Origin of the sequence: Mycobacterium intermedium (assembly GCF_002086275.1) — a bacterium.
Classification (GTDB): domain Bacteria; phylum Actinomycetota; class Actinomycetes; order Mycobacteriales; family Mycobacteriaceae; genus Mycobacterium; species Mycobacterium intermedium.
The window spans coordinates 60,446-84,939 of the sequence record NZ_MVHT01000003.1; the positions used below are offsets into that span (position 1 = coordinate 60,446).

Here is a 24,494-nt window from a genome sequence, read left to right on the forward strand (position 1 = left end):
TGTGGCGCCCGCCCCGCGAACTCGCTACGCAACCTGCGGCGATGTCGACATCGCGTATCAGGTGTTCGGCGACGGCCCCATTGATCTGTTGGTTTTACCCGGACCCTCCATCCCGATCGACACGGTCGACTCCGAGCCCTCCATGTACCGATTTCACCGCCGCCTTGCGTCCTTTGCCCGCGTGATCCGGTACGACCAGCGCGGGATCGGTCTGTCGTCTCGCGTTTCGACGCAGGACATGATCGGGCCGAGATTCTGGGCCAAAGACGTGATCGCGGTCATGAACGCGGTGGGCTGCGAGCGGGCGACGCTCTTTGCGCCCAGTTTCACCACCATGACCGCGCTAGTGGTCGCGGCCGACTATCCCGAGCGGGTGAGCAGCCTCGTGCTCGTCAACGGCGGAGCCCGGACACTGCGCGCACCCGACTACCCGATAGGGCACGAGATCGCCGAGAACGACCCGTTCACCACCATCGCAATCGAGCCCGACGCCGTCGAACGCGGCTTCGACATCCTGGGCATCGTCGCCCCGAGCGCGGCCGGCGACAACGCATTTCGCGCGTGGTGGGATGCGGCCGGCAACCGTGCCGCTTCGCCGAGCATGGCCCGCGCGATCATCACGGCGGTCAGGAACGGCGACGTGCGCGACACCCTGCCCCGCATCTCGGCGCCGACGCTCATCCTGCACCGCAACAATCGACAGTTCAGTCCGATCGAGCAGGCCGAATATCTCGCCGAGCACATCGCGGGAGCACGGCTGGTGGAGCTCTCCGGGGAAGACAGCCTTTACTGGGTCGGGGACACCGGGCCCATGCTCGATGAGATCGAAGAGTTCGTCACCGGCGTGCGTGGCGCAGGGGACGCCGAGCGGGCGCTGACCACGATTGTCTTCACAGACATCGTCGGCTCGACCGAGCGGGCGGCCCTGCTCGGCGACCATCGGTGGCGCGATCTGCTCGACCGCCACGACACGATCGTTCGGCACCAGATCCAGCGGTTCGGCGGCCGGGAGGTCAACACCGCCGGCGACGGCTTCGTTGCGACGTTCACCAGTCCGAGTGCCGCGCTGGCGTGCTGCGACGAACTCGTCGACGCCGTGCGCGTGCTGAACATCGAGATCCGGGTAGGCATCCATGCGGGCGAGGTCGAAGTACGAGGGGATGACGTCGCGGGCATGGCCGTTCACATCGGTGCGCGCGTGGCGGCGCAAGCCGGCCCCAGCGAGGTGCTGGTGTCGTCGACCGTCCGCGATATTGTCACCGGTTCGAGGTACCGCTTCACAGATCGGGGTGAACGGGAGCTGAGAGGGGTACCGGGTAGGTGGCAGCTGTGCGCTTTGGCAGGCGAGCACGCGGCCAGTCGGGTTTAGAAGGTGAGACATGACTGAACAGAGCTTCTCGGTCGACGGGCTGAAGTGCGAAGGGTGCGTGGAGACTGTCACGAATGCCCTGACGGCGTTGCCGCCCGTGCGTGCCGTCGACATCGACCTGAAGGCCAATGGCACATCGACGGTGCGGATTTCGACCGATGTCGAACTCACCCGTGACGAGGTTCAGGCGGCGTTGAAAACTGGGGGCGACTTCTCGGTGGTGGGCTGACGGCGGAGCGCTTCGTCGTCTGATCCATCAGGTCTCGCCGTGCTCTGAACAACCGGCGCGTTCTTGTCAACCGCGCGACACAGCGGCGGCGATTGTCGACGAGTTCAACATCAATTGCAGCGCATTCAATTTGTTTGACAATTACTGCATTTCAGTTCAAAACTGTTCAATTCTCATTGACCAAAAGTAATTGTCTTCCCGGAAAGTTTCTTGTACGGTCCCTTCAACGAAGGACTCATATCCGGTGTGAGACAGCAGAACTCGCACCACTCTATGAATGGCGCAAACCACGCAGCTCTGACCCAGAGGAAGTGCTGATGAGCAGCATTAGCGAGCCACCGCGTCGGCGCGGTCGTGTTCGGGAATGGATCCAGCGGTACCTTCCGTACGAAATAACCAGTGCTGCAACCGAATTAGGTGGTGCGGCGGTTGCCTACATTACTACCGGCTCGCTCGCTGCGGCAGCGGTCGCAGGCACCGTCGGTGCGACGGTCGGCTACTACGCCGCGGCCTTCCTCACAGCGGTCCGACTCGCCCACCGCCAGCTCGACCGGCACAGCGGAATGGCGCGAAGGGTCGTCGCCACCGGACTCGCGCTCCGCAGCATAAGCGTCGAGTTTGGCCCGGCTGAGTTCATCGACAGCCTCACCGTGCGCCCGGCGACCTATTATCTCATCCCCGCGACGCTCGGCAATGTGATCGCCGGATGGGTTGCGGCCAAGGCTATCTCGGACTTGGCGTTCTATTCGATGGCCATCATCAGTTACGAGAAGTTTGGCACGCTACTCGTCCGCCATCGCTCTACCGCTCATGGTGGTCCCGACCCACCAGGTGCACCCGGCCCAGCCAAAGCGAAGTAAGCCACCAGACCTCTGCCAATCGCGCTGCATCATCACACTCACTTGACACGAACAGGAAACCTGTTGATTCACAACGCATCGACGCGTGGTTCGGTAGGCCACGAATCGGCCGCCGTCACGTATGCCCGGGATTTGCCGATAATCCCTGTCAAGGCCAGAGGCGCGCGAGTGCGCGACAGCAACGGCCGCTGGTACCTGGACTGCCTGTCAGCCGCGGGAGCGATGTCGCTGGGCTGGAATCATCCCGTGGTTACCGAGGCGATCCAACGCACGCTTCGTTCTGGCGCACCGCTCTTGACGCTGGACTTCCATCACCCGCTCCGCGACGCGTTCGTCGACGACTTGCTTGCCACGTTGCCGCCGCAGCTGGCCAACGACTGTGTGGTGCATCTGTGCTCCCCGAGCGGGGCCAACGCGGTCGAGGCAGCGCTGATGTTGGCCGAGATCGCAACCGGCGGTCGCGATCACGTGGGCGTGCAGGGTGGCTTTCATGGCTGCAGCAGAGCGGCACGGGGCGTGAGTTCCGGCGGCGGACTCCGTCAACAACCCGTGGCTCTGTCGACGGCCAGCCACTTCCTGCCGTTCCCCCAGGACTACCGCTGCCCGTTCGGCCGGGGCGGACAGGCCGGCACCGATCTGGCCATCGAAGCGGTGCGGCATCTGTTCACCAGCCCGCACAGCGGACTGCGCGCCCCGGCATCGGTACTCATGGAGTTCGTCCTTGGCGAAGGGGGTGTCATCCCGGCGGTGCCGGCGTGGGCTCAGGAGGTACGACGTGCCGCCACCATGCGTCAGATCCCGCTCATTGCTGATGAAGTGCAGGCGGGGATGTATCGCACAGGCTCGGCATGGGCATTCGAACGCTGCGGCGTCGAACCCGACATGATCGCGATCTCCAAGGGCCTGGGATCGGGAATCCCCATCGCGGTGCTCGTCATTCGGCGCAAGTTCGACGTTTGGGGTCAGGGAGCGTTCACCGGTACGTTCCGCGGCAACACGCTTGCGTTCGCCGCGGCCAGCGCTGTGTTGCGCTACGCCACGCGGTGCAATCTTGGTGAGCATGTCACCGACATGGGCGTCAGGCTCGCGCGTGGCCTCACCGCGATCGCGGGCCAGGACGCTTCGATCATTGGCGACGTGCGGGTTGTCGGCCTGATGGCCGGTGTGGAAATAATCGACCCCGGCGCCGAGCGAGATGCGCGAGGGACCGGCGTCCCTGCTCCCAAACTCGCCGCGGCGGTCCAAGCCGCCTGCCTAGAATCCGGGCTCATCGTGGAGATAGGTGGCCAATACAGCAATGTGGTTCGCTTCCTTCCGCCACTTACCATCACCGATACCGAGATCGAAGAGGTACTAGATCGGTTCCACGACGCCGTGCAACGCGTGCAAAGCCGCCTTGCCTCAGACAAACCCGCGGAGCTGGTGTGACAACCGATCTGATTCAGCGGGAGTTCCTCACCCGCATCGGCGCCCCGCATTACTACCGCGCTGTCACGGAGGCGGCCGGGTATGTCGCAGACAGTTGCCTGAGACCGGCCCGCCCAGGGCTCATCGAGGGAGCCGCCGTACTGCGGGAAGCCATCGCATCGCTATCGGAAATCCCGCGCCAGGGTGTGGGGCTGTCAACTGCGCTGCGGGAAGTCGACACACTGGTGACACCCCATTCCACCGCTGTCTCAGACCCCCGCTATGTTGCCCATTTACACTGTCCACCAACCATTTCGAGCTTGGCAGCGGAAACGTTTTTGTGCGCGCTCAATCAATCGATGGACTCTTTCGACCAAGGTCCCGCTGCCGCGGTCATCGAGCAATCGGTCATTGACTGGCTCTGCAATGTCTTCGGTTTGCCGCAAGGCGGCGGTGTCTTCACAAGCGGAGGAACGCAATCCAATCTGCAGGCCCTGATGCTGGCTCGCGACAACTTTGCGGCTCGCACGCTGGGGATCGACATCGCTACCGACGGGGTGCCTCCCGCAGCGCACCGTTGGCGGATCGTTTGCACCAATGAAACGCACTTCACCATAGCGACGGCCGCGCGACTGCTAGGTCTGGGAACGTCGGCGATCCTGCACGCGGACATTGACTCCTTCGGGCGACTGGATCCGCGGTCGCTCCGCGAGGTGGTCGACGCCACCCACGCCCGCGGCGAACAGATCATTGCGCTGGTGCTGTCGGCCGGCACCACCAACCGCGGAGCCATCGACCCGCTCGTCGATTCGATTGAAATTGCTGCAGCGCATAACATTTGGGTGCATGTCGATGGGGCCGCCGCGGGTTGCCTGATGCTGAGCGACGCCCATCGGGACTTACTCGACGGGATCAGCACTGCCGACTCGATCAGCATCGACTTCCACAAGCTGCTGTTTCAGGCGATTAGCTGTGGCGCACTCCTGCTACGCGATAGACACGACTTCGAGGTCATGCGCAAGCACGCCGACTACCTCAACCCCGAGGATGACGACCCGGAAGACACGCTGAACCATGTCGAAAGGTCATTGCAGACGACACGTCGGTTCGATGCGCTCAAAGTTCTTGTGACGCTGCGGTCCCTGGGCCTCGATACGGTGGCGGCGATGATCGGGCACACGGTGGATACCGCCCGCGCCGCGGAGAGGGCGGTGGCCGCGGATCCTCATCTCGAGCTGATCAGCCCCTGCATGACCAACACCGTGGTCCTGCGGTGGACAGGTAGCGATGTTTCGCCTTCCGAGCGAGAGTTCGTCAACGTCGAAATACGCCGGCGCTTGGCTGATACCGGTCAGGCGCTCGTCGGCCGAACACGAGTCGACGGCGAAGCCGCGTTGAAGCTCACCTTCGTCAATCCGGTGTGCACACCTGATGTGGCCCGCGATCTAGTGCAGCGTATTGCGGACTGCGGCAACAATATTCGCCTTGAGTCACGCGAAATCATCGAGGCTTCAGCGTCGGGCGCGGCTAGCTGTTGACCGCCTTACCGCCACGGCTGTCCGCACGCCACACCCTCTCGCCGGTCAGACCCGCCGAGCCGCCTGCGCCACCAGCCAGCCGCGGCGCCGTCTGAGTATCCGTTGCCGCCGTTTCCGTACAGCAGACCACCGTCCCCACCATTAGGGTTGGCCGCCGTTCCGTCGGCTCCGTCGCCGATCAGTGGGCGGCCCAACAGCAGCTCGGTGGGTGTATTGGTCACTGCCAGAACAGAATTCAGTGGGGACGCGGCGGCGGCCTCAGCGCCGACGTATTGCGATACTCCGCCGTTCAAGCGCCGCGTGGACCGCACGTGGTTGGTCGACGTCTGGGTGCTCAACGCCTGAAAGGCCTGGCCCTGCTCGCTGAACAGATTCGCGATCGCAACCGATATTTCATCTGCGGCCGCGGGTAGAAGCCCGCTCGTGGGCCGGCTGACGGCCGCGGTCGCCGCGCTGATCGCCTCTCCGAGATTCGCCAGGTCTGCAACCGCACACGCGACGAAATCGGGTGCGATCACAAACGACAACGGTCACTCCTGATCTGGATCGGTCACATGCCCATCATCGACGCATCCGCGACAACTCCCGCAGCATCGCGTTATAGGCGTCGAGGTCGTCATCGGCGTAGTCGCTGTCCGCGTGCCGATCCGACCGCGCCGCGACCCGGCGGTCTTGGCGCGCCCATTGGGTCACCAGCGCGACGATGACGATGATGACGGGTAATTCCGTCAGGCTCCAAGCGATTCCGCCGCCCAGGTGCTGGTCCTTGATGATGCTTGCCAGCCACGGCAGGCCGACCGACCGGTAGAACGTGCCGCCGACGGGCGACGCCATCGTCATCAGGGCGATGCCGAAGAAGGCATGGAATGGCATCACCGCGAAGAGGAGCCCGATGCGTCCCGGGTACGGCAGCCGTCGCGGGCCCGGGTCGATACCGATGATGGCCCAGTAGAACAGGTATCCGACGATCAAGAAGTGGATCGCCATGAACTCGTGGCCCCAGTGGTAGCGGACCAAAGTGTCGAAAAGCGGCGTGAAATAAACGACATACGGTGAGCCGACGAACAGGATGAAGGCCGTCACCGGATGCGAGAAGAACGTCGTCACCCGCGAGTGCAGCAGCCGTTGCAGCCATTCCCGCGGCCCGGGCCGGTTTCCTTCACCCGCGGCGGGCAGCGCCCGAAGGGCCAAGGTGACGGGGCCGCCCAGCACCAGCAACACCGGGATGAACATGTTCAGCGTCATGTGCTCGGCCATGTGGACGCTGAACATCGCTGAGCCGTATGCCCGAACACCGGAGCTGCTGGTGAATACCAGCGCGACACAACCGATCAACCAAGACACCAGCCGGCCCACCGGCCAGCTGTTGCCCCCCCGCCGCAAGCGGACGTAGCCCACCACGTAGGCGATCGCCAGCGCCACACCCAGTCCCCCGACGAAAACGTCGAAGCGCCACAGGGTTAGCACCCTGAGAATGGTCGGCGGGTGCGGCAGCTCGTAGCCCAGGAAGATGTCCCACGCGGTGAACCGGTGCACGAGGAATCGGGGTGCAACTTGAACGGCCATCGCCGCGACGGCACCCAGAGCGGCGATGACGGTCAGCGCGGCGACGGTTCGGCCTCGAACGGCATGGGACGGCCGAGCCAACCCCCAGCAGTCGTAAAGCCACACCAAAGTCACCAGAAGCCCCGCGAGCAGACCGAGGCGCGCGAAGTCCGAACCGAACTCCAAGCCCGGGATCAACAGGTAAAGCAGCAGGGCTCCGTAGGCCAGCGTCAACGCGCCACAGGCAACCTGCAGCACCTGCACCGCGCGCACGGGCTCCCCTCCCGACAGCGCCCCCGCGACCTTGAGTCCCGTCAACCCGGCCGCCGCGACCGCCAAGACGATGGCCGCGCTGGTCGCATAGTCGTGGTCGGGTCCCTGTCCCGCGTTGCCGGTCACAGCTACCGCGGCAACGGCCACGATGGACGGAATCAACAGCACGAAGTGGCCGAGCCAACGGGTGGTGTAACGCAGCGTCACCGCGATCACCAGCGCGCAGATCACCACGACTATCCACGCGCGGGAAACCTCAGAGGCGGCAATCGCGTCAAGCAACACGGGACTGCCCAGCAGCCGAGTGACTGGCAGGCCGGCGTCATGCGCCGCTTGCACCGGCACCATCAGCACGGCAAGACCCACCCAGGCAACCGAGACACGCTCCGCTACCAGGTGGATGCGAAACGCTGCCGGATCCAGCAGTCCGTCGTGCTCGGGCCGCGACGCGACAACCACGTACACCAACGCGCCGAAGCACACCGCGCCCATCAACGTCGCCAGGAAAAAGCCGACCGGCTCACCAACACCGACCAAGTCGCCCGGGAAAGGGTTCTCGGCCAACGTGTAGCGCCGGGGTCCTGAAATCAGGCCGTAGCCCGCAACGGCCAGGCAGATCAGCAGAGAACCGGCGGCCAGCCACGCCGTTACCCCGCGCTGCGGCCGCTCAGATTCCATAGCTGCAGCTTACGGGGGCGCTGTCCACCGCAGTACAGCCGATGATCGTCGGGAACCGGCGAACCACATAGTCTTGGTCACCGCCGAATCCGAACCCGAAAGCACTGCATGATCGACGACCTGCCGCTTCGCTGGATCCTGACCGGTCTGTTCCTCCTGACCGGCGCAGGCTTCGCGATCAGCATCAATCGTCGGTCGTGGACATCGATATTGAGCCACGGGCTGCACGTCGTGATGTCGATTGCCATGGCGGTGATGGTCTGGCCGCAAGACCTGCAGTTGCCGACAAGCTTTCCCGAGTTGTTCTTCCTGGCGGGAGCGCTGTGGTTCGTCATGACGGCCGTTCTCGCCGCCCGTGCCGTCGCGCAGCGCCTGGTCCGGGCCTACAACGCGCTGACCATGGTGGCAATGGTCTGGATGTACGCCGTCAGCGGACCGCTGTTTCCCGCCCAGCTGAACGCCGAACACCCTCACCACCACCATGTGCCGGACATGGCGATGGCGGGCGACCCGCCGGAATGGATAGACACCGGCAACGGCATCTGGACGGGCATCTTCACGATCGCCACCGCGGTCTGGGCCTACCAATTCCTGGCGAAACCGCGCAGGACCCGCGCCTGGCGGAAACGCGTCGGTAGCGCCGTGCAGGCCACGATGGCCGCCGGGATGGCGGTCGTGTTCGCCAGCACGCTGTTCGAAGTCTGATTACGCCCTGACCAGCACCATCCGCTGGACTGGCTCAGATTCTCAGGCCGCGCGGGAACTTCTCCGCCGCTCTGGCCGACTTACACCGCAAACAAAGCGAACCAGTGTGGACCCCATGCGGACGCGCAGTCTAACGCCCGGCAAGGAGGTGGAGCCTGACCACGCCGGTCTGGATGGCTTTACCCCCGGAAGTGCATTCCGCACTGCTGAGCGCGGGGCCGGGCCCAGGATCTTTGCTTGCCGCTGCGCAGCAGTGGCAGGAGCTCAGCACCGAATACAGCCGTACGGCTGTCGAGCTAAGCCAGCTGCTGGCCCAGGTCGAGGCCAGTAGTTGGGGTGGCGCGAGCGCCGCCCAGTATGCGGCGGCGCATGTCCCCTATCTGGCGTGGCTGGAGCAGGCTTCGATCGACAGCGCTCTCACGGCCGTGCGGCACGAGGCGGTGGCCACCGCCTACAGCACCGCCCTGGCCGCCATGCCGACCCTGGCGGAACTGGCCGCCAACCACGTCGTGCACGGCGTCCTGGTCGCCACCAACTTTTTCGGCATCAACACCATCCCCATCGCGCTCAACGAAGCCGACTACGCCCGCATGTGGGTGCAAGCCGCCACCACCATGGCCACCTACCAGACCATCGCCGAAGCGGCGACGTCCGCGGTCCCGTCGGCGCAGGCGGCGCCGCCCATCCTGGCGCCGGGAGCCGAAGCCCAGAACGCGCAGGACCCAGTGGGTTGGATCACTCAACTCATCAACAACATCGCGCAGTTCATGGCGGACCCGTACGGCAATTTCCTGCGGTTCTTCGAGCAGCTGGGGTTCGGCCCGGGTGCCGCGGTGATCCTTGCGATCATCGCCCTGCAGTTGTACGACTTCCTCTGGTACCCCTATTACGCGTCGTACGGGTTACTCCTGCTGCCCTTTTTCACCCCCGCGTTGAGTGCGTTGAGTGCGCTGAGCGCCTTGAACTATCTGCTGCAGGAACCGGTAGTCGAGCCGCTTCCCGGCCCCGGCGCGCTCGGCGAAGCCGTACGCGACGGCTCGAACGTTGCTGCCGCAGCAACGCCGGTCACATCAGCCGCGGCGGCCGGCGCCGCACACGCTGGCAACGCCGTCGCGAGCAGCCCCGGGGCGGCCGCGGCCGGCAACGTCACGTCGGCGGTCGGCCTGACCTATGCGGTGCTCGGCTTGGCGCCACCCGGAATCAGCTTCGGTCCCAAAGCCGGGATGAAAGAGCGCGACAACGTCACCGGCGACCTCGAAGCCGCCGCAGCAGCCCGAATGGGAACGGCTCTAGCCCGGGCCCGCCGCAGACGACGCGCCACGATCACCGCACGCGGCTACCGTGACGAGTTTCTTGACGCGACGGCAACTCTAGACGAACCAGCCGACGACGAATCCGCCTACTTCGCAGGTGAACAGGGCGCTGGACCCGTTGGCTTCTGGGGCGCCGTCCCCACCCAGGACAGCTCGGCCGCGGGAATGGTGCAACGCGGCCGCGACAGCACGACCATCACCGTTCCGCTTCTGCCCAGCACCTGGGCACCCGACAACGAGACGGCCGCACAGTAACCCGAAGTAGGTAGGAGAACCGATGACGCTCAATGTGAAAGGCGAAGGGCTCGGTGCACAGATCACCGGCATCGACCCGCAGGACCTGGACCATCTTTCCGGCGAAGAGATCCGAGAGGTCGTCTACCAGAACAAGCTCGTTGTTCTCAAGGACGTTCATCCGTCCCCCGAGCAATTCATCAAACTCGGCAGGCTGATTGGAGAGATCGTCCCCTACTACGAACCCATGTATCACCACCAGGACCATCCGGAGATCTTTGTCTCCTCGACCGAGCAAGGGCAAGGCGTCCCGAAAACCGGCGCGTTCTGGCACATCGACTACATGTTCATGCCGGAGCCGTTCGCCTTTTCCATGGTGGTGCCCCTCGCTGTGCCTGGACAGGACCGCGGGACATACTTCATCGACCTCAACAGGGTTTGGGAGTCGCTACCTCCGGACAAGCAGGATCCCGTGCGCGGAACCGTCAGCACTCATGATCCCCGGCGCCACATCAAGATTCGCCCCACCGACGTGTATCGCCCCATCGGAGAAGTGTGGGCTGAGATCAGCCGCACGACACCGCCGATCAAGTGGCCGACGGTCATCAGGCACCCGAAGACCGACCAGGAGATCCTCTACATCTGCGCGTCGGGCACCACCAAGATCGAAGACCACGAGGGCAATGTGCTTGACCCGGCGATACTCAACGAATTGATGGAGGCCACCGGTCAACTCGATCCTGAGTTCACCTCGCCGTTCATTCACACTCAGCACTACGAGGTCGGCGACATCGTGTTGTGGGACAACCGCGTTCTGATGCACCGGGCGAAGCACGGCACCGCCGCGGGTACTCTGACAACCCATAGGCTCACCATGCTGGATGGCCTCAAGACGCCGGGATACGCCGCATGAGCACCGCCGAACTGACACCGTCCGCAGCAATCGATCCCGCGTCCGCGCACACCGTCCCAATCGCTGAGCCGCTGCTGGCCGAAGTGCTTGAGCCGTACTCCTTTAAAGGGTGCCGCTATCTTCTCGACGCCCAATACAAGGCGACCGAGGACTCGGTCCTTGCGTACGGCAACTTCCGCATCACCGAGTCCGCCTACATTCGGAGCACCGGGCATTTCAACGCGGCCGAACTCATATTGTGTTTCAACCAGCTCGCGTATTGCGCCTTCGCACCGGCCATCATCAATGAAGAGATCTCCGTGCTGCGGGGCTGGTCCATTGCGGACTTCTACGACAATCAGCTCCCAAGCATGCTCATCAAGAGCACCTCGTCCCGGTTCAAGAGGCCGATCAATGCCCAGAAATTCTCGGCGCGGCTGCTGTGCAAGGATTTTCAGATCGTCGAACGGTCAGTGCGTTATCTGTTGATACCGTGTGCCATCGAGTTCTGGGACGACGACGGCGGGGCCGCATCCGGTCAGGTCGAACTGGCAGCCTTCAACATCCCCTAGCCCGACAAGAGGAGCCACACTCCATGTCTGTCTTACCGCCCTCCGTGTGGGAACGGATTTCTTTGCAGGCACAGCAACGGCCGCAGGCAACGGCTTTGCGGCGCTGCGACGGCACCAGCGCCCTCCGGTACGGACAACTCGTCACCGAAGCAGAGAGGCTGGCTGCCGATCTGCGGGCCCGCGCGGTTTCCCGTGGCGCCCGGGTCATGGTCCTGTCGGACAACGGTCCCGAGACGTACCTGTCGGTGCTGGCCTGCGCACGACTCGGGGCGATCGCCGTCATGGTCGACGGCAACCTACCCCCGGCGACCGCGGCGCGCTTCGGTCAAATTACCGACCCCAGTGCCATTCTCGTCACACCGGGCAGCCGGATCCGTCCGGAATCGTTGCCCGACGGTCTAGGGTTGGCACACGTTATCCCGGTCGAAATCGACACTGACGCTGCTCATTCCACCGGTGCTGCCATCGACCATGCAGCGCAGGGCGCTGACGATCCGCTGGCGATGATCTTCACCAGTGGCACGACGGGTGAGCCGAAGGCCGTGCTGCTGGCAAACCGCACCTTCTTCGCCATCCCGGATATCTTGGAGCGGGAGGGTTTGAACTGGATCACCTGGGTGGTCGGCGAGACAACGTATTCGCCGCTGCCAGCGACACATATTGGCGGATTGTGGTGGATACTCACCTGTTTGATGCATGGCGGGGTATGCATCACCGGTGGCGAGAACACCCCATCGCTGATGGAAATCCTCAATAAGAACTTGGTCGCAACCACATGCCTGGTGCCCACCCTCATTTCAAAACTGGTCGCCGAACTGAAAGCCGCGAACGCGACGGTGCCCTCGTTGCGCCTGCTCGGGTACGGCGGCTCGCGGGCGATCGCAGATGATGTGCGATATGTAGAAGCGGCCGGAATTCGCACGGCGCAGGTCTACGGCCTCAGCGAAACTGGCTGTACCGCTTTGTGTCTGCCCACCGACGACGGCTCGATCGACAAGATCGAAGCCGGCGTGGTGGGCCGCCCATACCCTGGCGTGGAAGTGTTCTTGGCAGCCGGCGAAGGTATAGGTCCGACGGGACCGGAGCCCGCCGAATCCGCGTCGTTCGGGACACTGTGGATAAAGTCGCCGGCCAACATGTTGGGATACTGGAACAATCCGGAACGCACGCAAGAGGTTCTGGTCGACGGCTGGGTCAATACCGGCGACCTCCTCGAACGCCGCGAAGACGGCTTCTTCTATATCCGGGGCCGTTCCTCCGAGATGATCATCTCCGGCGGTGTCAACATCGTGCCCGACGAGGTTGATCGCATCGCCCAAAGCGTTACGGGTGTGCGCGAGGCAGCGTGCTACGAGATTCCCGACGAAGAGTTCGGGGCGCTGGTAGGCCTGGCCGTGGTCCCTTCGACAAAACTAGACGACTCGGCGGGCACCGAACTCAAGCAACGGATTGCGGCTACCTATCGGCGAGAATCGGAGTCGATGGCGCGGCCCGCGACCATCACCATCGTCGCGGAGATTCCACGGACCCAGTCCGGCAAGGTCATGCGCGCTTCGCTGGCAGCGACCCTGAACGGACTGAAAGCGGGAGTGGGCGCCGGTGTCTGAGGTTCCGGACGGGGTGTTGCGGGACAGGGTTTTCACCGCCCTGTGTGACGTGCTGTATGTCGACGAGTCGGACTTTGCCGACGGCGACGACACCGACCTCCGTGATCTGGGACTGGACTCGGTCCGCTTCGTTCTCCTGATGAAACACCTTGGTGTGGACCGTGAGTCCGAACTGCCGGCCCGGCTGGCCGGCAACCTGTCGATCGCCGGCTGGGTCCGGGAGTTGGCGGTCGCGGGGACTACGTGCGCCGTTACCGGGCCGGGACCGGACTAGCCAGACTCCTGGCCGGTCGCGACCGTACCCTGATCGGCCACCAGAACCAACGCCCCAACAGCGCGGCGATGGCCGGCGTCATGAATGCCCGCACGATCAAGGTGTCGAACAGCAGGCCGAGACCGATGGTGGTGCCTACCTGCCCAACCATCCGCAGGTCGCTGACCACCATTGAGGCCATGGTGAATGCGAACACCAGACCGGCATTCGTCACCACCTTGCCGGTGCCGCCCATCGATCGGATGATGCCGGTATTGAGACCGGCGCCGATCTCCTGTTTGAACCGGGAGACCAAGAGCAGGTTGTAGTCGGATCCCACGGCCAACAGCACGATCACCGACATCGCGATCACCAACCAGTGCAACGGAATTCCGAGGATGTGCTGCCACATCAGCACGGACAACCCAAACGAAGCGCCCAGCGAAATCGCGACGGTCCCCACGATCACCGCCGCGGCCACCAGCGCGCGGGTCAGGATGAGCATGATGATGAAAATGAGGCAGAGCGATGAAATCCCGGCGATCACCAGATCCCACTTCGCGCCCTCGGAGATGTCCTTGAACACCGCGCCCACGCCGGCAATCTGAATCTCGGCGCCTTCCAACGGCGTTCCCTTGAGCGATTCCTCGGCCGCGGTTCGTAGCTTGTTGATACTAGCGATCCCCTCATTCGACGCGGGATCGCCCCGATGCAGAATGATGAAGCGAGCCGAATGCCCGTCGGGCGAAATGAAGCTCTGTATCGCGCGCTGAAAGTCTTTGTTTTTGAACACTTCCGGCGGCAGATAGAAAGAATCGTCGTTCTTGGCCGCGTCGAACGCCTTGCCCATGGCGTTGGCGTTTTCGCTCATCTCACTCATCTGGTCCAACATGCCCGCCATGGTGCTGTGCATGGTCAGCATCATGGTGCGCGTGCTTTCCATGGTCTCGATCATCGGCGGGAACGTCGCGATCATCTCCGGCATCAACCGATCCAGGTTCTTGATGTCAGCGATCAGCGCGTCAAGTTTCTCGTTGATCTGGTCCAAGCCGTCGACCGCGTCGAAGATCGAACGGAAGGACCAGCAGAGCGGAATGTCGTAACAGTGCCTCTCCCAATAGAAGTAGCTGCGAATCGGACGCCAGGTGTCTTCGAAGTCGGCGATGTGGTCCCGCAGTTCGTTGGTGAGTTCCTGCATCGCGATGGTGTCACCGACCATGTGGTGCGTCGTGGAAACAAGCTGAGTCATCAAGCCGTACATCCGGCGCATGAGGGCAACCGTCTTGGCCATTTCGTCGGCCTGTTTCAGCATGTCCTCCATCCGGTCCCGCTGATATTTCAGGATCTGCACTTGGCCGGCGTTGCTCATGCTGAGCTGGAACGGGATCGACGTGTGGTCCATCGCGGTTCCCTCGGGCCGGGTGATCGCCTGGACTCGAGAGATCCCCGGGACGCGGAAGAGGCCCTTGGCGAGCTTGTCCAAGACCAGGAAGTCCGCGGGGTTGCGCAAATCATGATCCGACTCGATCATCACGATCTCGGGCTTCATCCGTGCCTGGGAGAAGTGTCGGTCGGCGGCGTTGAAACCCTCGTTGGCCCGAATGAAGGTGGGCAGGTAGGCCCGGTCGTCGTAGCTGGGCTGGTAGCCGGGCAGGGTGAGCAATCCGATCATGGCGATGGCGAACGTCACCGCGAGAACGGGCAGCGGCCACCGAACCACCACCGTCCCGATCCGTCGCCAACCGCGGACGTTCAGGAACCGTTTGGGATCGAACACCCCGAACCGGCTGGCGACGACCAAGATGGCCGGCCCCAGCGTCAGCGCCACGGCCACGGCCACCAACATGCCGATCGCGCATGGCACGCCCAGCGTCTGAAAGTAGGGCATCCGCGCGAAGCTCAGGCAGAACGTCGCACCGGCGATGGTCAAACCGGAGCCCAAGATGACGTGGGCCGTGCCCCGGTACATGGTGTAGAAAGCCGATTCCCGGTCTTCGCCGGCCTGGCGGGCCTCCTGGTAGCGACCGACGATGAAGATCCCGTAGTCGGTCCCCGCTGCGATCGACAGTGACGTGATCAGGCTGACCGCAAAGGTGGAGAGCCCGATGAGCCCGGCGTGCCCGAACAAGGCCACGGCACCCCGCGCGGCGGACAATTCGATGCCGACCGTGAGCAGCAACAGAAACACCGTCAGCGGCGATCGGTAGACGAAGAGCAACATGATCACGATCACCCCGACGGTCGTCAAAGTGATCTTGGCCATGGATTTGTCGCCGCTCTGCTGCAGATCGGCGGCCAGCGCCGACGCGCCGGTGACGTAGACCTTGACCCCGGGTGGCGGCGGGACGCTGTCCACGATCTTGCGGACGGCGACGACGGAATCGTTGGCCAGCAGCTCACCCTGATTGCCCGCCAGGGTCAACTGGACGGTGACAGCCTTGCCGTCGTTGCTCTGTGCGCCCGCGGCGGTCAAGGGATCGCCCCAGAAGTCCTGGACGCCCAGGATGTGCGCCTTGTCCGCGCGCAACCTACGGACCATGTCGTCGTAGTACTTGTGGGCGGCGTCACCGAGGGGCCGCTCGCCCTCCAGGACGATCATCGCCACACTGTCGGTCTCTCCTTCATTGAAGGCGTGGCCGATTTGTTTCAACGCAACGAGCGACGGCGCGTCCTTGGGACTCAACGACACCGCCCGCTCTTGCCCGACGACCTCCAACGAGGGCACGAACATGCCGAGGACGATCACGAACGCGATCCAGAACAGGATGATCGGCACCGCCAGGCGATGAATCGCCCTTGCGATCAACGGCCGCTCGGCATGGGCGTCAGCGGGCTCGTCGGGGCCTTTTCCCGAGAGCCTTTCATCGCCCTTTTCGTCGGCCGCCGTGGCAGTCAAGAGTCAAACCGAGCTGATTCTGGTCGCGTTCCAGCACCCGAGCGTGCGCCCCCGAAGTTCCGCAGGCGCAAGCTGTTGGAGACGACAAAGAACGACGAGAACGCCATTGCCGCCCCGGCGATCAGGGGATTGAGCAGGCCGGCCGCAGCAATCGGGATGGCCGCGACGTTGTAGCCGAAAGCCCACACCATGTTCATCTTGATGGTGCGCATAGTTGCGGCTGCGAGGTCCAGCGCCAGGGGCACGACGTCGAGACTATCGCGGACCAGAATGATGTCTGCAGCGCCGATGGCAACGTCGGTGCCGCGCCCGATCGCCATGCCCAGATCGGCGCGTGCGAGCGCCGGTCCGTCGTTGATGCCGTCACCCACCATGGCGACCACTCGACCGCTGTCACGCAGTTGCTCGATCACGTCGACCTTGCCCTCGGGCAGGATGTCGGCGATCACTTCGTCGATACCGACTTGAGCGGCCACCGCGCCCGCCGACGCCGCGTTGTCGCCGGTCAACAGCACCGTCCGGAAGCCCCGCTGGTGCAGGGCGGCCACGGCATCGGCCGCCGAGTCTTTGACCGCATCCGCAACCGCGATGACTCCGCACGGTTCACCGTCGACCTCGACGAGTACCGCCGTTTCCCCGCGCGATTCCGCGGTGCGCCGAGCCGCGACCAGCGCCGGTGTCTTGCATGCCGGGGCGATCCACGATGGTTTTCCCACCCGGACCGACCGGCCCGCCACCGTGCCATAGACCCCGCGGCCGGGGATCGCCCGAAAGTCGGTTACCGGCTGTTGGGATGCGTTGGTGGCCGACGCGGCGATCGCGATCGCCACGGCGTGCTCGGACGCGGCTTCGACGGACGCGGCCAGCTCGAGTACCTGCTCGGTCCGCCAGCCGGGTGCGGCCTCCACCGCGCTGACCGTCAGCTGTCCCGTCGTCAGCGTGCCCGTCTTGTCGAACACCACGGTGTCGACGGCCCGGGTGGCTTCCAGCGAGTTGTAGCCCTTCAGGAAGATTCCGAGTTGAGCGCCGCGACCGGACGCCACCATCATGGCCGTCGGTGTCGCCAGTCCCAGTGCACACGGGCAGGCGATGACGAGCACGGCCAGTCCGGCCGAGAATGCCCGATCGGTTCCGCCTCCGGCGAGGAGCCATCCGGCGGTAGTCAGTGCGGCGATGGCGAACACGACGGGGACGAACACCGCGGCGATGCGGTCGGCCAGCCGTTGTGCGTTGGCCTTCTGCGCCTGGGCCTGCTCGACCAGGCGGACCATGCCGGCGAACTGGGTGTCGGCGCCCACCGCGGCGGCCTCGACGATCAGCCGGCCGTCCAGCACCGCCGTGCCGCCGATGACCTGTGCGCCCGGCTGCACCCGCACCGGCTTGGCTTCGCCGGTCATCGCGCTCATGTCGACCGCGGCCGATCCCTCGATGACGAGCCCGTCGGCGGCAATCGTCTGTCCCGGCCGCACCACGAAGCGCTGCTGCTCCTGCAGTTCGTCAGCCGGGATGACGAGCTCTGAGCCGTCGGGCTGCAGCACCGAGACATCTTTTGCGCTCAGTGCCGCCAGCGCCCGCAGCGCCCCGCCCGCCTTCGACTTGGCGCGGGCCTCGAAGAACCGCCCAGCCAACACGAAGACCGTCACACCCGCGGCGACCTCGAAGTAGATGGCATCACTGCCCAGCAGCGCCTGCCATAGATCCCTGCGCTCGGTGGGCTGCCGGCCGCCGAACACAGTGAAGAGCGACCACGTCGTGGCGGCGGTGATCCCGACCGAGATCAGCGTCTCCATGGAGGCGCTCATGGTGTGCACCTTTTGCAGCGCGACGCGGTGGAACGGCCACGCCGCCCAGGTCACGACTGGAAGCGCCAGCGCCGTCAGCACCCATTCCCACCCGCCGAAACGCGAGCTGGGGACCACGGCGAACAGCACCGACAGATGGGCCAGCGGCACGAACAGCACGGCCGCGACGGCCAACCGGATCAGCAAGTACCTCGCGTGCTCGGCGTCGGGATCGCTTTCGCTCAACGCACTCCCGGCCTCGCGCGGTTCGGCCCCGTAGCCGGCCTTCTCGACGGCCTCGCACAGCGCGGCGACCTCGGCGTCCTCGTCGGCTTCGATGGTCGCCACCCTGGTGGCGAAATTCACCGACGCCCGGACCCCGGGCAGCTTGTTCAGCGTCCGCTCGACCTTCTTTGCGCACGCCGCGCAGGACATGCCCGTGACCTCGAGCTGGACCCGCTGGACGTGCGTGAGGTGATCGTCCGATGCCGCGGTCGGAGACGATGCGGACGCCGACATCATGGTCGTCACCTCCTTTAGCTTCAGTTGTGAGCTCACGCTGACAAAGGTCGTCACCGCCTAGCCCCTGGTTCCCGATACCTGCCCGGCACGCATGGCATACCCTCACTATCCGTGACGACATGCGGCGACGATGACCAAATTACCCACCTCGCGATGGCCGCGGGGCAGGGTGACCGGGTCGCGCTGTCTCAGTTCATCGCCGCCACCCAGTCGGACGTCTGGCGGACGGTCGCCTATCTCGCCGAACCGGCCAGCGCCGACGACCTGACGCAGGAGACCTTCTTACGGGCGATCCGCTCGTTGCCGCGTTTCGAAGCCCGGTCGACCGCGCGTACCTGGCTGCTCTCGATTGCCCGTCGGGTTGTCGCCGACCAGATCCGGCACAACAAGAGCAGGCCCCGCACCGCGCACGTGACGGACCTCGACGCGGCCTTGACCCACAACCGCCGCGCCAGCCGCATCGAAGACGTCGTGGAGATCCGGATGCTGCTGGACGGACTCGACCCGGAGCGGCGCGAGGCCTTCGTCTTGACGCAGGTCTTGGGCCTGTCCTACGCCGAGGCGGCGGAGGTCAGTGGATGTCCGATCGGAACCATCCGCTCGAGGGTGGCACGCGCGCGTGGCGATCTTGTGCGCGCGGCCAACGAGGGCGACCGGGCAGGCTAGGCCGCGGACCCGTCCGTCGGCCACAAGTGCCCGCGGCGACGGCCACGAGATGCGTTGGGCGGCAACACAATATCCGGTTCAACCGCAGACCCGTCCGGCGTCGGCCGCGCGTCGTGGTCGTGCCACACCAGGAAGGCGAGGACCGCTCCGGCCAGCACCGGGACGTGCGTCAATATCCGCCCGATCGTGACGTCCCCGGAAACCGCATCCGCCACGACATAAGCCGACAGCACACCGACGTAGACGCCCAGCACGCCCGCCAGCCCCGCCGCGGCCCGCGGCCAAATGGCCGCGGCCACCATGACCACACCTAGCGCGACGGACCAGGCGGTGGACTCGTTGAGCAAATGGTTACCGGAACCGACTCCGTGCTCGTGGGTCAACCCGAGACTGAACCCCAACCCCTGCCCTGTTGCCAGCCCTGCTTGCGCGACGCCGACGCCCAGCAGTGCCCATTGCGACCACGTGAGCCGTGTGCGCCGCGCGGGCACTCGCCCGCTCGGCAACGGGCTGAGCGGTGCGATCATCGGGCGCGACTCGATCAGCCGTCGCAACGCGCGGGCCTGTTCGGACACCTGATCGAACCACTCGCGGCACGCCGCGCACTCGTCAAGATGCTCGTCGACGCGCGCCGCGGGCACCGGCTCTCGCTCACCGTCGAGCCGCGCCGAAAGGGCTTCGCGGGCCACCTCGCAATACACGTTTCTATAGTCGCGCAATACCGCCGAACGGTTCCGCCGAGTAGACACAAAGCTCCGCCAAACTTGGCCGCCGGGAAATCTTGCGTCCGCTCGTCAGGCTTACCTGCGCTTCATGGCGGGATGATTTCGCGCCAGGAACGGCAGCATCAGCTCCGGGGTGCGACCCGGAAGAACTCTGCGGCCACCCGGTTGACGCGACCCGGGTATGACGACGGCGTTCCGGCCGCCAGGCCGTCGACTCCGGCCTTCGCCACTTGCTCGGCGGGAACCCACATGTTCCGCGGCAGGGCCGAATCGGCTTCCTCCTTGGTGGAGCCGGCCGCCTCACCGAAGCCGGTGTCCACCGGGCCAGGGCGCAACGCGGTGACGGTGACCCCGGTGCCTACCGGGCACAACGTGCCGCGAGAAGCTAGTTGTCTTCGGCGAGTGCGGCCAACCGGTCTATCGACGCGCGTAGGTTGGCGGGGGTGGTCGCTCGGGCGCGAGGCAGGCGGGTGGCGTCGGTCAGCTCGGTCCAGTCGTAGGTATGGGTGACCTTGGTGCGCGTACTGGTTACCGGCTCCAGCTCCCAACGCCACAGATGGCCGGGCGGCTTGCTACCGGGTTCCGAAGGGCGCCAAGCGATTCGGCGCCGCTCGACGAACTCCACCACATGATTTTCGCGAACTGCACCAATGGTCAGCGACATCCGGAAGACGTCACCTACCCGATGCACCCGCTGGCCCTCCGCGGCCTCGGCGAGGTTACCGTTGCCGTCCCAACTCGGCTGCCGCGACGGATCGGCGATCAATTCGAAAATCCGCTCCGCACTTGCCTCGATGTCTCGGCTTGCGCTGACGATGCGTTCGGCGGGGTCGGTCATGTCAACTCACTCGCAGCGCCTCGACGGGTCCGGACAGGTTGGCCTTGACGTGCCGGGTGAGGTCGTCGGCGAGCACCTCGGCCTCGCCGCGTTCCACACCGTCCACGATCTGCCTCGCGACGTCGCGGGGGTCGTTCTTGGGAACGTCAAAGGTGGAGGTCATGTCTGTATCTGTGTAGCCCAAATGCACTCCGGTGACCACGGTGCCCTGCGGCGCGAGTTCGATACGCAGTGTGTTGGTCGCCGACCAGATGGCCGCTTTGGAATCACCATAGGCGCCGAAGCCGGGCACCCACGACAACACGGAATGAATGTCGACCAAAGCCCCGCCACCGTTGCGGGCCAGGATGGGCGCGAACGCTTGGGCGACGCGCAGTGCGCCAAAGTAGTTGGTGTCAAACACGGTTCGGATTTCGTCGATGTCGCTGGTAAGCAGCTGCGGCGCGCCGAGAATTCCCGCGTTGTTCACCACAACATTGGCATCAGAAGCCGTAACTGCCAGCGCTGCAACCGATTCAGGGTCGGTTACATCCAACGCCACGCTGACCACCCGCGGGTCATCGCTTGGCCGGGGCGTCCGGGCCGTGGCGTACACCTTGGCCGCACCCCGTTGTAAGAACTCGTCCACGATCGCCTTGCCAAGCCCTCGCTGGCCGCCGGTGACCACGACCGTCGATCCCTGGATGCTGACCATAGTGCACACTCCTGACTTAGGTAAAAAGCTTTTGATTCTGTCATCGTAGTTGACCGCTCCGACATAGGCAAGTATCCTTTGCCTATGTCAGTCACGTGGTTTGCGTCACAGCGGTACCGGCTGGCGCCGGCGCCCGGCGGCTTGGGACTGGTCCAGGATTTCCTTAACACCGTCGGCATCGGGGACTACGGCCCGGATCTACTGGCGGATCCCGAATTGGCCCGCGACTGGGCCGCGCGCGCGGCGCGTGCCTGGTCGGTGGTCCGCGGAGTCGACGCCCAGCCACCGTCACTGAGCGATTCGGATGTCGCCAAGCTGCACGCATTGCGCGGCACGATCGCAAAGCTGGTGGCCGGCGAGTCGACCCCTGGGCGCGTCGGATCCGTTACGGCGTCGTTCGCGGTGGCAGACACCGGCGAGGTAAGGCTTGAACCCGCAGGTAGCGGCTGGCGTTGGCTCGCTTCCGCGCTATGGGCGGAGATATTGCTCAGCCAGCAGGACGGCACCTGGCGGCGGATCAAGCGGTGTCACAATCACGCCTGCGCGTCGACTTTCTACGACCGCTCCAAGAACAACAGCGGCGTCTGGCACGACGTCAGGACCTGCGGAAACGTCGCAAACTTGCGCGCGTCCCGCGCGCGTCGCCGCGAGCGCGAGGAAGCAAGGAACAGCGACATTTAGCCTGTGGAGTCGCTCAGCAGCGCTCCGCGCCTCGCCGCATGATCTTGAGGTCGGTGCCGATCTTGCGCTGACGAATCCTCCATCGGGAGCGCCGCGGGTCGCACGCCCGCGCCTTGATAGGCGCGACCGGGGCGAAGTCGGCACTTCGGTTCTCTGGCCGGGTTTGTGCTGTCGTCACGATCGTTGGTCCTTCGTCAGTTTGGCGAACGTAAATCGCCTACTTGAACTTAACCTCAGATTGTTGACCAAAACGACAACTAGGTTAACGAAACAATAACGGCCACTGTGCGTTCGGTCACATCAGTCCCGTGCACCTTATGACATCACAAAATTCGACGTTTAGAACCGCGTATGTTGGCTCAGCGCTTGACAATTCGTGCGGTCGTCTCGGACAAAGCGACATCGTGGCCCGCCGCGCACCGAACTCGCAGTTCGACTGGCTCCCCGCATCCTTCATGAACCAATTCCATTGCGCTGGAATCGCCTTGCAACATCCTGCCGAACTCGATCAGGCTGACCAAGACCGGAAACAGGTCACGGCCGCGCTCGGTGAGCACGTATTCGTAGCGGGTGCGCTGCCCCGGCTGCTGGTACGGCTGTTTGGCCAACAGACCTGCCTCAACGAGCTGGCGCAGCCGTTTCGCGGCGATCTGTTCGGTTACCCCGGCACGGCGTGCCAACTCGTCGAAACGCCTTCCACCCCAGAAGGCTTCACGGAGCAACACCATGGCCGAATGCGTGCCGATGAGCTCTAGCGCTCGTTCCATCGGACACCAATCCGCGGCCGTCCACCGGTCCCGATCGGCAAGCGGGCCCGACAACTTCATCGCGTCGGAACTGGTCATGTCGTCAGGGCCGGAATAGGAGACAATTGCTGGTCGCGCTAGCCAACAGTTTTCCGTTGTCGTCGGTCAGCACCGCCTCGGCGAGCGCGGTGCGCCGACCCAGATGCTTGACGGTTCCGGTGCAGGTCACGGGGCCCGTCTTGACGCTGATGGCACCGATGAAACGCACCTCCAGATCGAGGCTGGTGTATCCGACTCCCGCCGGCAACATGCTATGCACGGCGCAGGCCGCCGCCGAGTCCAACAGCGTCGCGTACACACCACCGTGAACGGATCCGATCGGGTTGTAATGCGACTCGGCCGGCGTCAGGGTGAAGACCGCCCGACCGTCCGCGACGGACTCCAGCCGGGCACCCAAGGTTTGCATGATCGGTGGCGGCGGAAGCTCCCCGTCGACCATCGCCTGCAGGAACTCCAACCCACTGCGACTGCGGGCGGCGCTGGCCGTGATGGCCGGGTCGGCCCACTCGATTACGCGGGTCCGGTCGGTTGCGGGCGCCTGGAAGACTGTGTCGGTCATGCAGTCGAGTTTTGCCCGCTGACTAAACTTTGGTCAAGCCAGCTTCGGTGTTGTCTACCTCACGTCGACTTCCATCGCGGCGCGCTCGAGATCGAGCAGCTGCTCACCGTGCAATTCCTCGTCGTACGCCTTGCGACCGCCGCGCAGACCAAACAGCCGTTTCGACACCAGCAGGTAGACCACTGCCGCAATGTTGATGGCCAGGGTCGCCACCCTGGTGACCGTGATGCCCTTGGTCAGGTCGTGTATCTCCAGCGGCAAGAAGATCGACGTGGCCACCACCGCGAAGTACTCCCCCCAACGTTTCAGCAGCCAAAGCCCGATCCCTTCGACGACCTGCAGCAGCGCGTAGACGGCAAGCAAGGCCGTGATCAGGGCCAACGTTGAGGGTTTGGCGGCCAGCGCCCGTTCCAGATGATGTATCGCCGACATCTGGTCCACTTTGAAGCCGGCCGCGCGGAAGATCGGCAGGTCGCGCTCGAGGGTGGCCTGAATGGACCCACGCGCACCGCGGAACTCCCACACCGCCCACGCAGCCAGGGCCAGAACCAGGGCCCGCAGCAGTCGTTCAACGCCGAGGGCTCGAATGATGATCGCTTGCCGCAGTGCCTTGCCGCGCATGATCAGTGGCGCATCCTCCGGACGGCCCCGGCCGTGAGGTTCACCGAGTGCGAAGTCACCGCAGCGCAGGCAGCGCCACACCTCACCGAGCTTCGTTTCCGCCCTGAGTCGTTCGGCTAGTGCCTCGTCGTCGGGTGCATAAGTGGCATGCCCGCTGATCGCGCAGGTGATCAGCTCCCACCGGTTGGTGCCGCGATTATCGCGCTTGCTCACGTGCGCTCCTTCGTTGC

At 64.6% G+C, this 24,494-nt stretch carries 24 protein-coding genes; 13 read left to right on the plus strand and 11 right to left on the minus strand.

Going from position 1 to position 24,494, the window contains the following annotated elements; all coding sequences use genetic code 11:
• The first annotated feature begins 1 nt into the window (after position 1).
• The 5 genes from BST27_RS01650 (at position 2) to BST27_RS01670 (ending at position 5,403) form a co-directional block, all read left to right on the plus strand.
• On the plus strand, positions 2-1,369 hold the full coding sequence (locus BST27_RS01650; RefSeq protein ID WP_069417761.1) for an adenylate/guanylate cyclase domain-containing protein: 1,368 nt from the start codon (positions 2-4) through the stop codon (positions 1,367-1,369).
• Between the two features lie 10 nt (positions 1,370-1,379).
• Positions 1,380-1,598: a heavy-metal-associated domain-containing protein gene (locus tag BST27_RS01655; RefSeq protein WP_069417762.1), complete on the plus strand. Its 219-nt coding sequence runs from the start codon at positions 1,380-1,382 to the stop codon at positions 1,596-1,598.
• 317 nt (positions 1,599-1,915) lie between these two features.
• Entirely contained in the window at positions 1,916-2,458 is a 543-nt protein-coding gene (locus tag BST27_RS01660) for a hypothetical protein (RefSeq protein ID WP_069417763.1), read from the plus strand.
• Positions 2,459-2,524: 66 nt separating this feature from the next.
• Complete coding sequence (locus tag BST27_RS01665; RefSeq protein ID WP_069417849.1) at positions 2,525-3,886, plus strand: aminotransferase class III-fold pyridoxal phosphate-dependent enzyme; 1,362 nt, start codon at positions 2,525-2,527, stop codon at positions 3,884-3,886.
• Positions 3,883-5,403 (plus strand): pyridoxal phosphate-dependent decarboxylase family protein, encoded by a 1,521-nt coding sequence (locus tag BST27_RS01670; protein ID WP_069417764.1) that lies wholly within the window; start codon positions 3,883-3,885, stop codon positions 5,401-5,403. Before BST27_RS01665 ends, BST27_RS01670 begins: the two co-directional genes overlap by 4 nt.
• 5 nt (positions 5,404-5,408) lie before the next feature.
• Here BST27_RS01670 and BST27_RS01675 read toward each other — a convergent pair whose 3' ends face one another.
• Positions 5,409-5,921 carry a PE family protein gene (locus tag BST27_RS01675; RefSeq protein ID WP_069417765.1) on the minus strand — a complete coding sequence of 171 codons (513 nt, stop codon included), beginning with the start codon at positions 5,919-5,921 and terminating at the stop codon, positions 5,409-5,411.
• A 43-nt stretch (positions 5,922-5,964) separates the two neighbouring features.
• Positions 5,965-7,899 (minus strand): cytochrome c oxidase assembly protein, encoded by a 1,935-nt coding sequence (locus BST27_RS01680; protein WP_069417766.1) that lies wholly within the window; start codon positions 7,897-7,899, stop codon positions 5,965-5,967.
• Positions 7,900-8,007: 108 nt separating this feature from the next.
• Between BST27_RS01680 and BST27_RS01685 the strand changes: the two genes are divergently transcribed.
• The 6 genes from BST27_RS01685 to BST27_RS01710 all read left to right on the plus strand — a co-directional run bounded on the left by BST27_RS01685 (position 8,008) and on the right by BST27_RS01710 (position 13,496).
• On the plus strand, positions 8,008-8,604 hold the full coding sequence (locus BST27_RS01685; protein WP_069417767.1) for a DUF5134 domain-containing protein: 597 nt from the start codon (positions 8,008-8,010) through the stop codon (positions 8,602-8,604).
• A gap of 173 nt (positions 8,605-8,777) precedes the next feature.
• Positions 8,778-10,172, plus strand: coding sequence for a PPE family protein (locus tag BST27_RS01690; RefSeq protein ID WP_069417768.1), 1,395 nt, complete (start codon positions 8,778-8,780; stop codon positions 10,170-10,172).
• Positions 10,173-10,194: 22 nt separating this feature from the next.
• The gene (scoE, locus tag BST27_RS01695) at positions 10,195-11,064 is read left to right on the plus strand and encodes a (3R)-3-[(carboxymethyl)amino]fatty acid oxygenase/decarboxylase (RefSeq protein WP_069417769.1); all 870 of its coding nucleotides are present in this window, start codon (positions 10,195-10,197) and stop codon (positions 11,062-11,064) included.
• Positions 11,061-11,615 carry an FcoT family thioesterase gene (locus BST27_RS01700; RefSeq protein ID WP_069417770.1) on the plus strand — a complete coding sequence of 185 codons (555 nt, stop codon included), beginning with the start codon at positions 11,061-11,063 and terminating at the stop codon, positions 11,613-11,615. The genes scoE and BST27_RS01700 overlap by 4 nt, the downstream gene beginning before the upstream one ends.
• A gap of 23 nt (positions 11,616-11,638) precedes the next feature.
• The gene (gene fadD10 / locus BST27_RS01705) at positions 11,639-13,222 is read left to right on the plus strand and encodes a fatty acid--CoA ligase FadD10 (RefSeq protein ID WP_069417771.1); all 1,584 of its coding nucleotides are present in this window, start codon (positions 11,639-11,641) and stop codon (positions 13,220-13,222) included.
• A gap of 16 nt (positions 13,223-13,238) precedes the next feature.
• Positions 13,239-13,496, plus strand: coding sequence for an acyl carrier protein (locus tag BST27_RS01710; protein WP_069417850.1), 258 nt, complete (start codon positions 13,239-13,241; stop codon positions 13,494-13,496).
• Here the strand turns inward: BST27_RS01710 and BST27_RS01715 are convergent.
• On the minus strand, positions 13,474-16,281 hold the full coding sequence (locus tag BST27_RS01715; protein WP_069417851.1) for an MMPL/RND family transporter: 2,808 nt from the start codon (positions 16,279-16,281) through the stop codon (positions 13,474-13,476). The two genes, BST27_RS01710 and BST27_RS01715, sit on opposite strands and share 23 nt — an antisense overlap.
• A gap of 86 nt (positions 16,282-16,367) precedes the next feature.
• Positions 16,368-18,671, minus strand: coding sequence for a heavy metal translocating P-type ATPase (locus BST27_RS01720; RefSeq protein WP_069417852.1), 2,304 nt, complete (start codon positions 18,669-18,671; stop codon positions 16,368-16,370).
• Positions 18,672-18,785: 114 nt separating this feature from the next.
• Between BST27_RS01720 and sigC the strand changes: the two genes are divergently transcribed.
• Entirely contained in the window at positions 18,786-19,340 is a 555-nt protein-coding gene (gene sigC, locus BST27_RS01725; RefSeq protein WP_079219609.1) for an RNA polymerase sigma factor SigC, read from the plus strand.
• Here sigC and BST27_RS01730 read toward each other — a convergent pair.
• The 4 genes from BST27_RS01730 to BST27_RS01745 form a co-directional block, all read right to left on the minus strand.
• Complete coding sequence (locus BST27_RS01730) at positions 19,337-20,041, minus strand: zf-HC2 domain-containing protein (RefSeq protein ID WP_069417773.1); 705 nt, start codon at positions 20,039-20,041, stop codon at positions 19,337-19,339. The genes sigC and BST27_RS01730 overlap by 4 nt on opposite strands.
• A gap of 146 nt (positions 20,042-20,187) precedes the next feature.
• Entirely contained in the window at positions 20,188-20,400 is a 213-nt protein-coding gene (locus BST27_RS01735) for an SDR family oxidoreductase (protein WP_139804962.1), read from the minus strand.
• 50 nt (positions 20,401-20,450) lie between these two features.
• Positions 20,451-20,903 carry an SRPBCC family protein gene (locus tag BST27_RS01740; RefSeq protein WP_069417775.1) on the minus strand — a complete coding sequence of 151 codons (453 nt, stop codon included), beginning with the start codon at positions 20,901-20,903 and terminating at the stop codon, positions 20,451-20,453.
• A gap of 1 nt (position 20,904) precedes the next feature.
• The gene (locus tag BST27_RS01745) at positions 20,905-21,597 is read right to left on the minus strand and encodes an SDR family oxidoreductase (protein WP_069417776.1); all 693 of its coding nucleotides are present in this window, start codon (positions 21,595-21,597) and stop codon (positions 20,905-20,907) included.
• An 84-nt stretch (positions 21,598-21,681) separates the two neighbouring features.
• On the opposite strand from BST27_RS01745, the gene BST27_RS01750 reads away from it, so the two are divergent.
• The gene (locus BST27_RS01750) at positions 21,682-22,278 is read left to right on the plus strand and encodes a CGNR zinc finger domain-containing protein (protein ID WP_170062260.1); all 597 of its coding nucleotides are present in this window, start codon (positions 21,682-21,684) and stop codon (positions 22,276-22,278) included.
• Positions 22,279-22,637: 359 nt separating this feature from the next.
• Here BST27_RS01750 and BST27_RS01755 read toward each other — a convergent pair whose 3' ends face one another.
• Genes BST27_RS01755 through BST27_RS01765 form a run of 3 tightly spaced genes read right to left on the minus strand, consistent with a single transcriptional unit; the run spans position 22,638 to position 24,477 of the window.
• Positions 22,638-23,123 carry a winged helix-turn-helix transcriptional regulator gene (locus BST27_RS01755; RefSeq protein ID WP_232007179.1) on the minus strand — a complete coding sequence of 162 codons (486 nt, stop codon included), beginning with the start codon at positions 23,121-23,123 and terminating at the stop codon, positions 22,638-22,640.
• A 4-nt stretch (positions 23,124-23,127) separates the two neighbouring features.
• Complete coding sequence (locus BST27_RS01760; RefSeq protein ID WP_069417777.1) at positions 23,128-23,643, minus strand: PaaI family thioesterase; 516 nt, start codon at positions 23,641-23,643, stop codon at positions 23,128-23,130.
• Between the two features lie 54 nt (positions 23,644-23,697).
• Complete coding sequence (locus tag BST27_RS01765) at positions 23,698-24,477, minus strand: DUF2127 domain-containing protein (RefSeq protein ID WP_069417778.1); 780 nt, start codon at positions 24,475-24,477, stop codon at positions 23,698-23,700.
• Positions 24,478-24,494: the final 17 nt, after the last annotated feature.

What these genes read in the sequence shown, in the direction of transcription:
- BST27_RS01655 (WP_069417762.1), top strand. Translation starts at nt 1,380, where the DNA reads ATGACTGAACAGAGCTTCTCGGTCGACGGGCTGAAGTGCGAAGGGTGC.
- BST27_RS01660 (WP_069417763.1), top strand. Translation starts at nt 1,916, where the DNA reads ATGAGCAGCATTAGCGAGCCACCGCGTCGGCGCGGTCGTGTTCGGGAA.
- BST27_RS01680 (WP_069417766.1), bottom strand. Translation starts at nt 7,899, where the DNA reads ATGGAATCTGAGCGGCCGCAGCGCGGGGTAACGGCGTGGCTGGCCGCC.
- BST27_RS01685 (WP_069417767.1), top strand. Translation starts at nt 8,008, where the DNA reads ATGATCGACGACCTGCCGCTTCGCTGGATCCTGACCGGTCTGTTCCTC.
- BST27_RS01690 (WP_069417768.1), top strand. Translation starts at nt 8,778, where the DNA reads ATGGCTTTACCCCCGGAAGTGCATTCCGCACTGCTGAGCGCGGGGCCG.
- scoE (WP_069417769.1), top strand. Translation starts at nt 10,195, where the DNA reads ATGACGCTCAATGTGAAAGGCGAAGGGCTCGGTGCACAGATCACCGGC.
- BST27_RS01700 (WP_069417770.1), top strand. Translation starts at nt 11,061, where the DNA reads ATGAGCACCGCCGAACTGACACCGTCCGCAGCAATCGATCCCGCGTCC.
- fadD10 (WP_069417771.1), top strand. Translation starts at nt 11,639, where the DNA reads ATGTCTGTCTTACCGCCCTCCGTGTGGGAACGGATTTCTTTGCAGGCA.
- BST27_RS01720 (WP_069417852.1), bottom strand. Translation starts at nt 18,671, where the DNA reads ATGTCGGCGTCCGCATCGTCTCCGACCGCGGCATCGGACGATCACCTC.
- BST27_RS01740 (WP_069417775.1), bottom strand. Translation starts at nt 20,903, where the DNA reads ATGACCGACCCCGCCGAACGCATCGTCAGCGCAAGCCGAGACATCGAG.
- BST27_RS01745 (WP_069417776.1), bottom strand. Translation starts at nt 21,597, where the DNA reads ATGGTCAGCATCCAGGGATCGACGGTCGTGGTCACCGGCGGCCAGCGA.
- BST27_RS01750 (WP_170062260.1), top strand. Translation starts at nt 21,682, where the DNA reads ATGTCAGTCACGTGGTTTGCGTCACAGCGGTACCGGCTGGCGCCGGCG.
- BST27_RS01755 (WP_232007179.1), bottom strand. Translation starts at nt 23,123, where the DNA reads ATGACCAGTTCCGACGCGATGAAGTTGTCGGGCCCGCTTGCCGATCGG.
- BST27_RS01760 (WP_069417777.1), bottom strand. Translation starts at nt 23,643, where the DNA reads ATGACCGACACAGTCTTCCAGGCGCCCGCAACCGACCGGACCCGCGTA.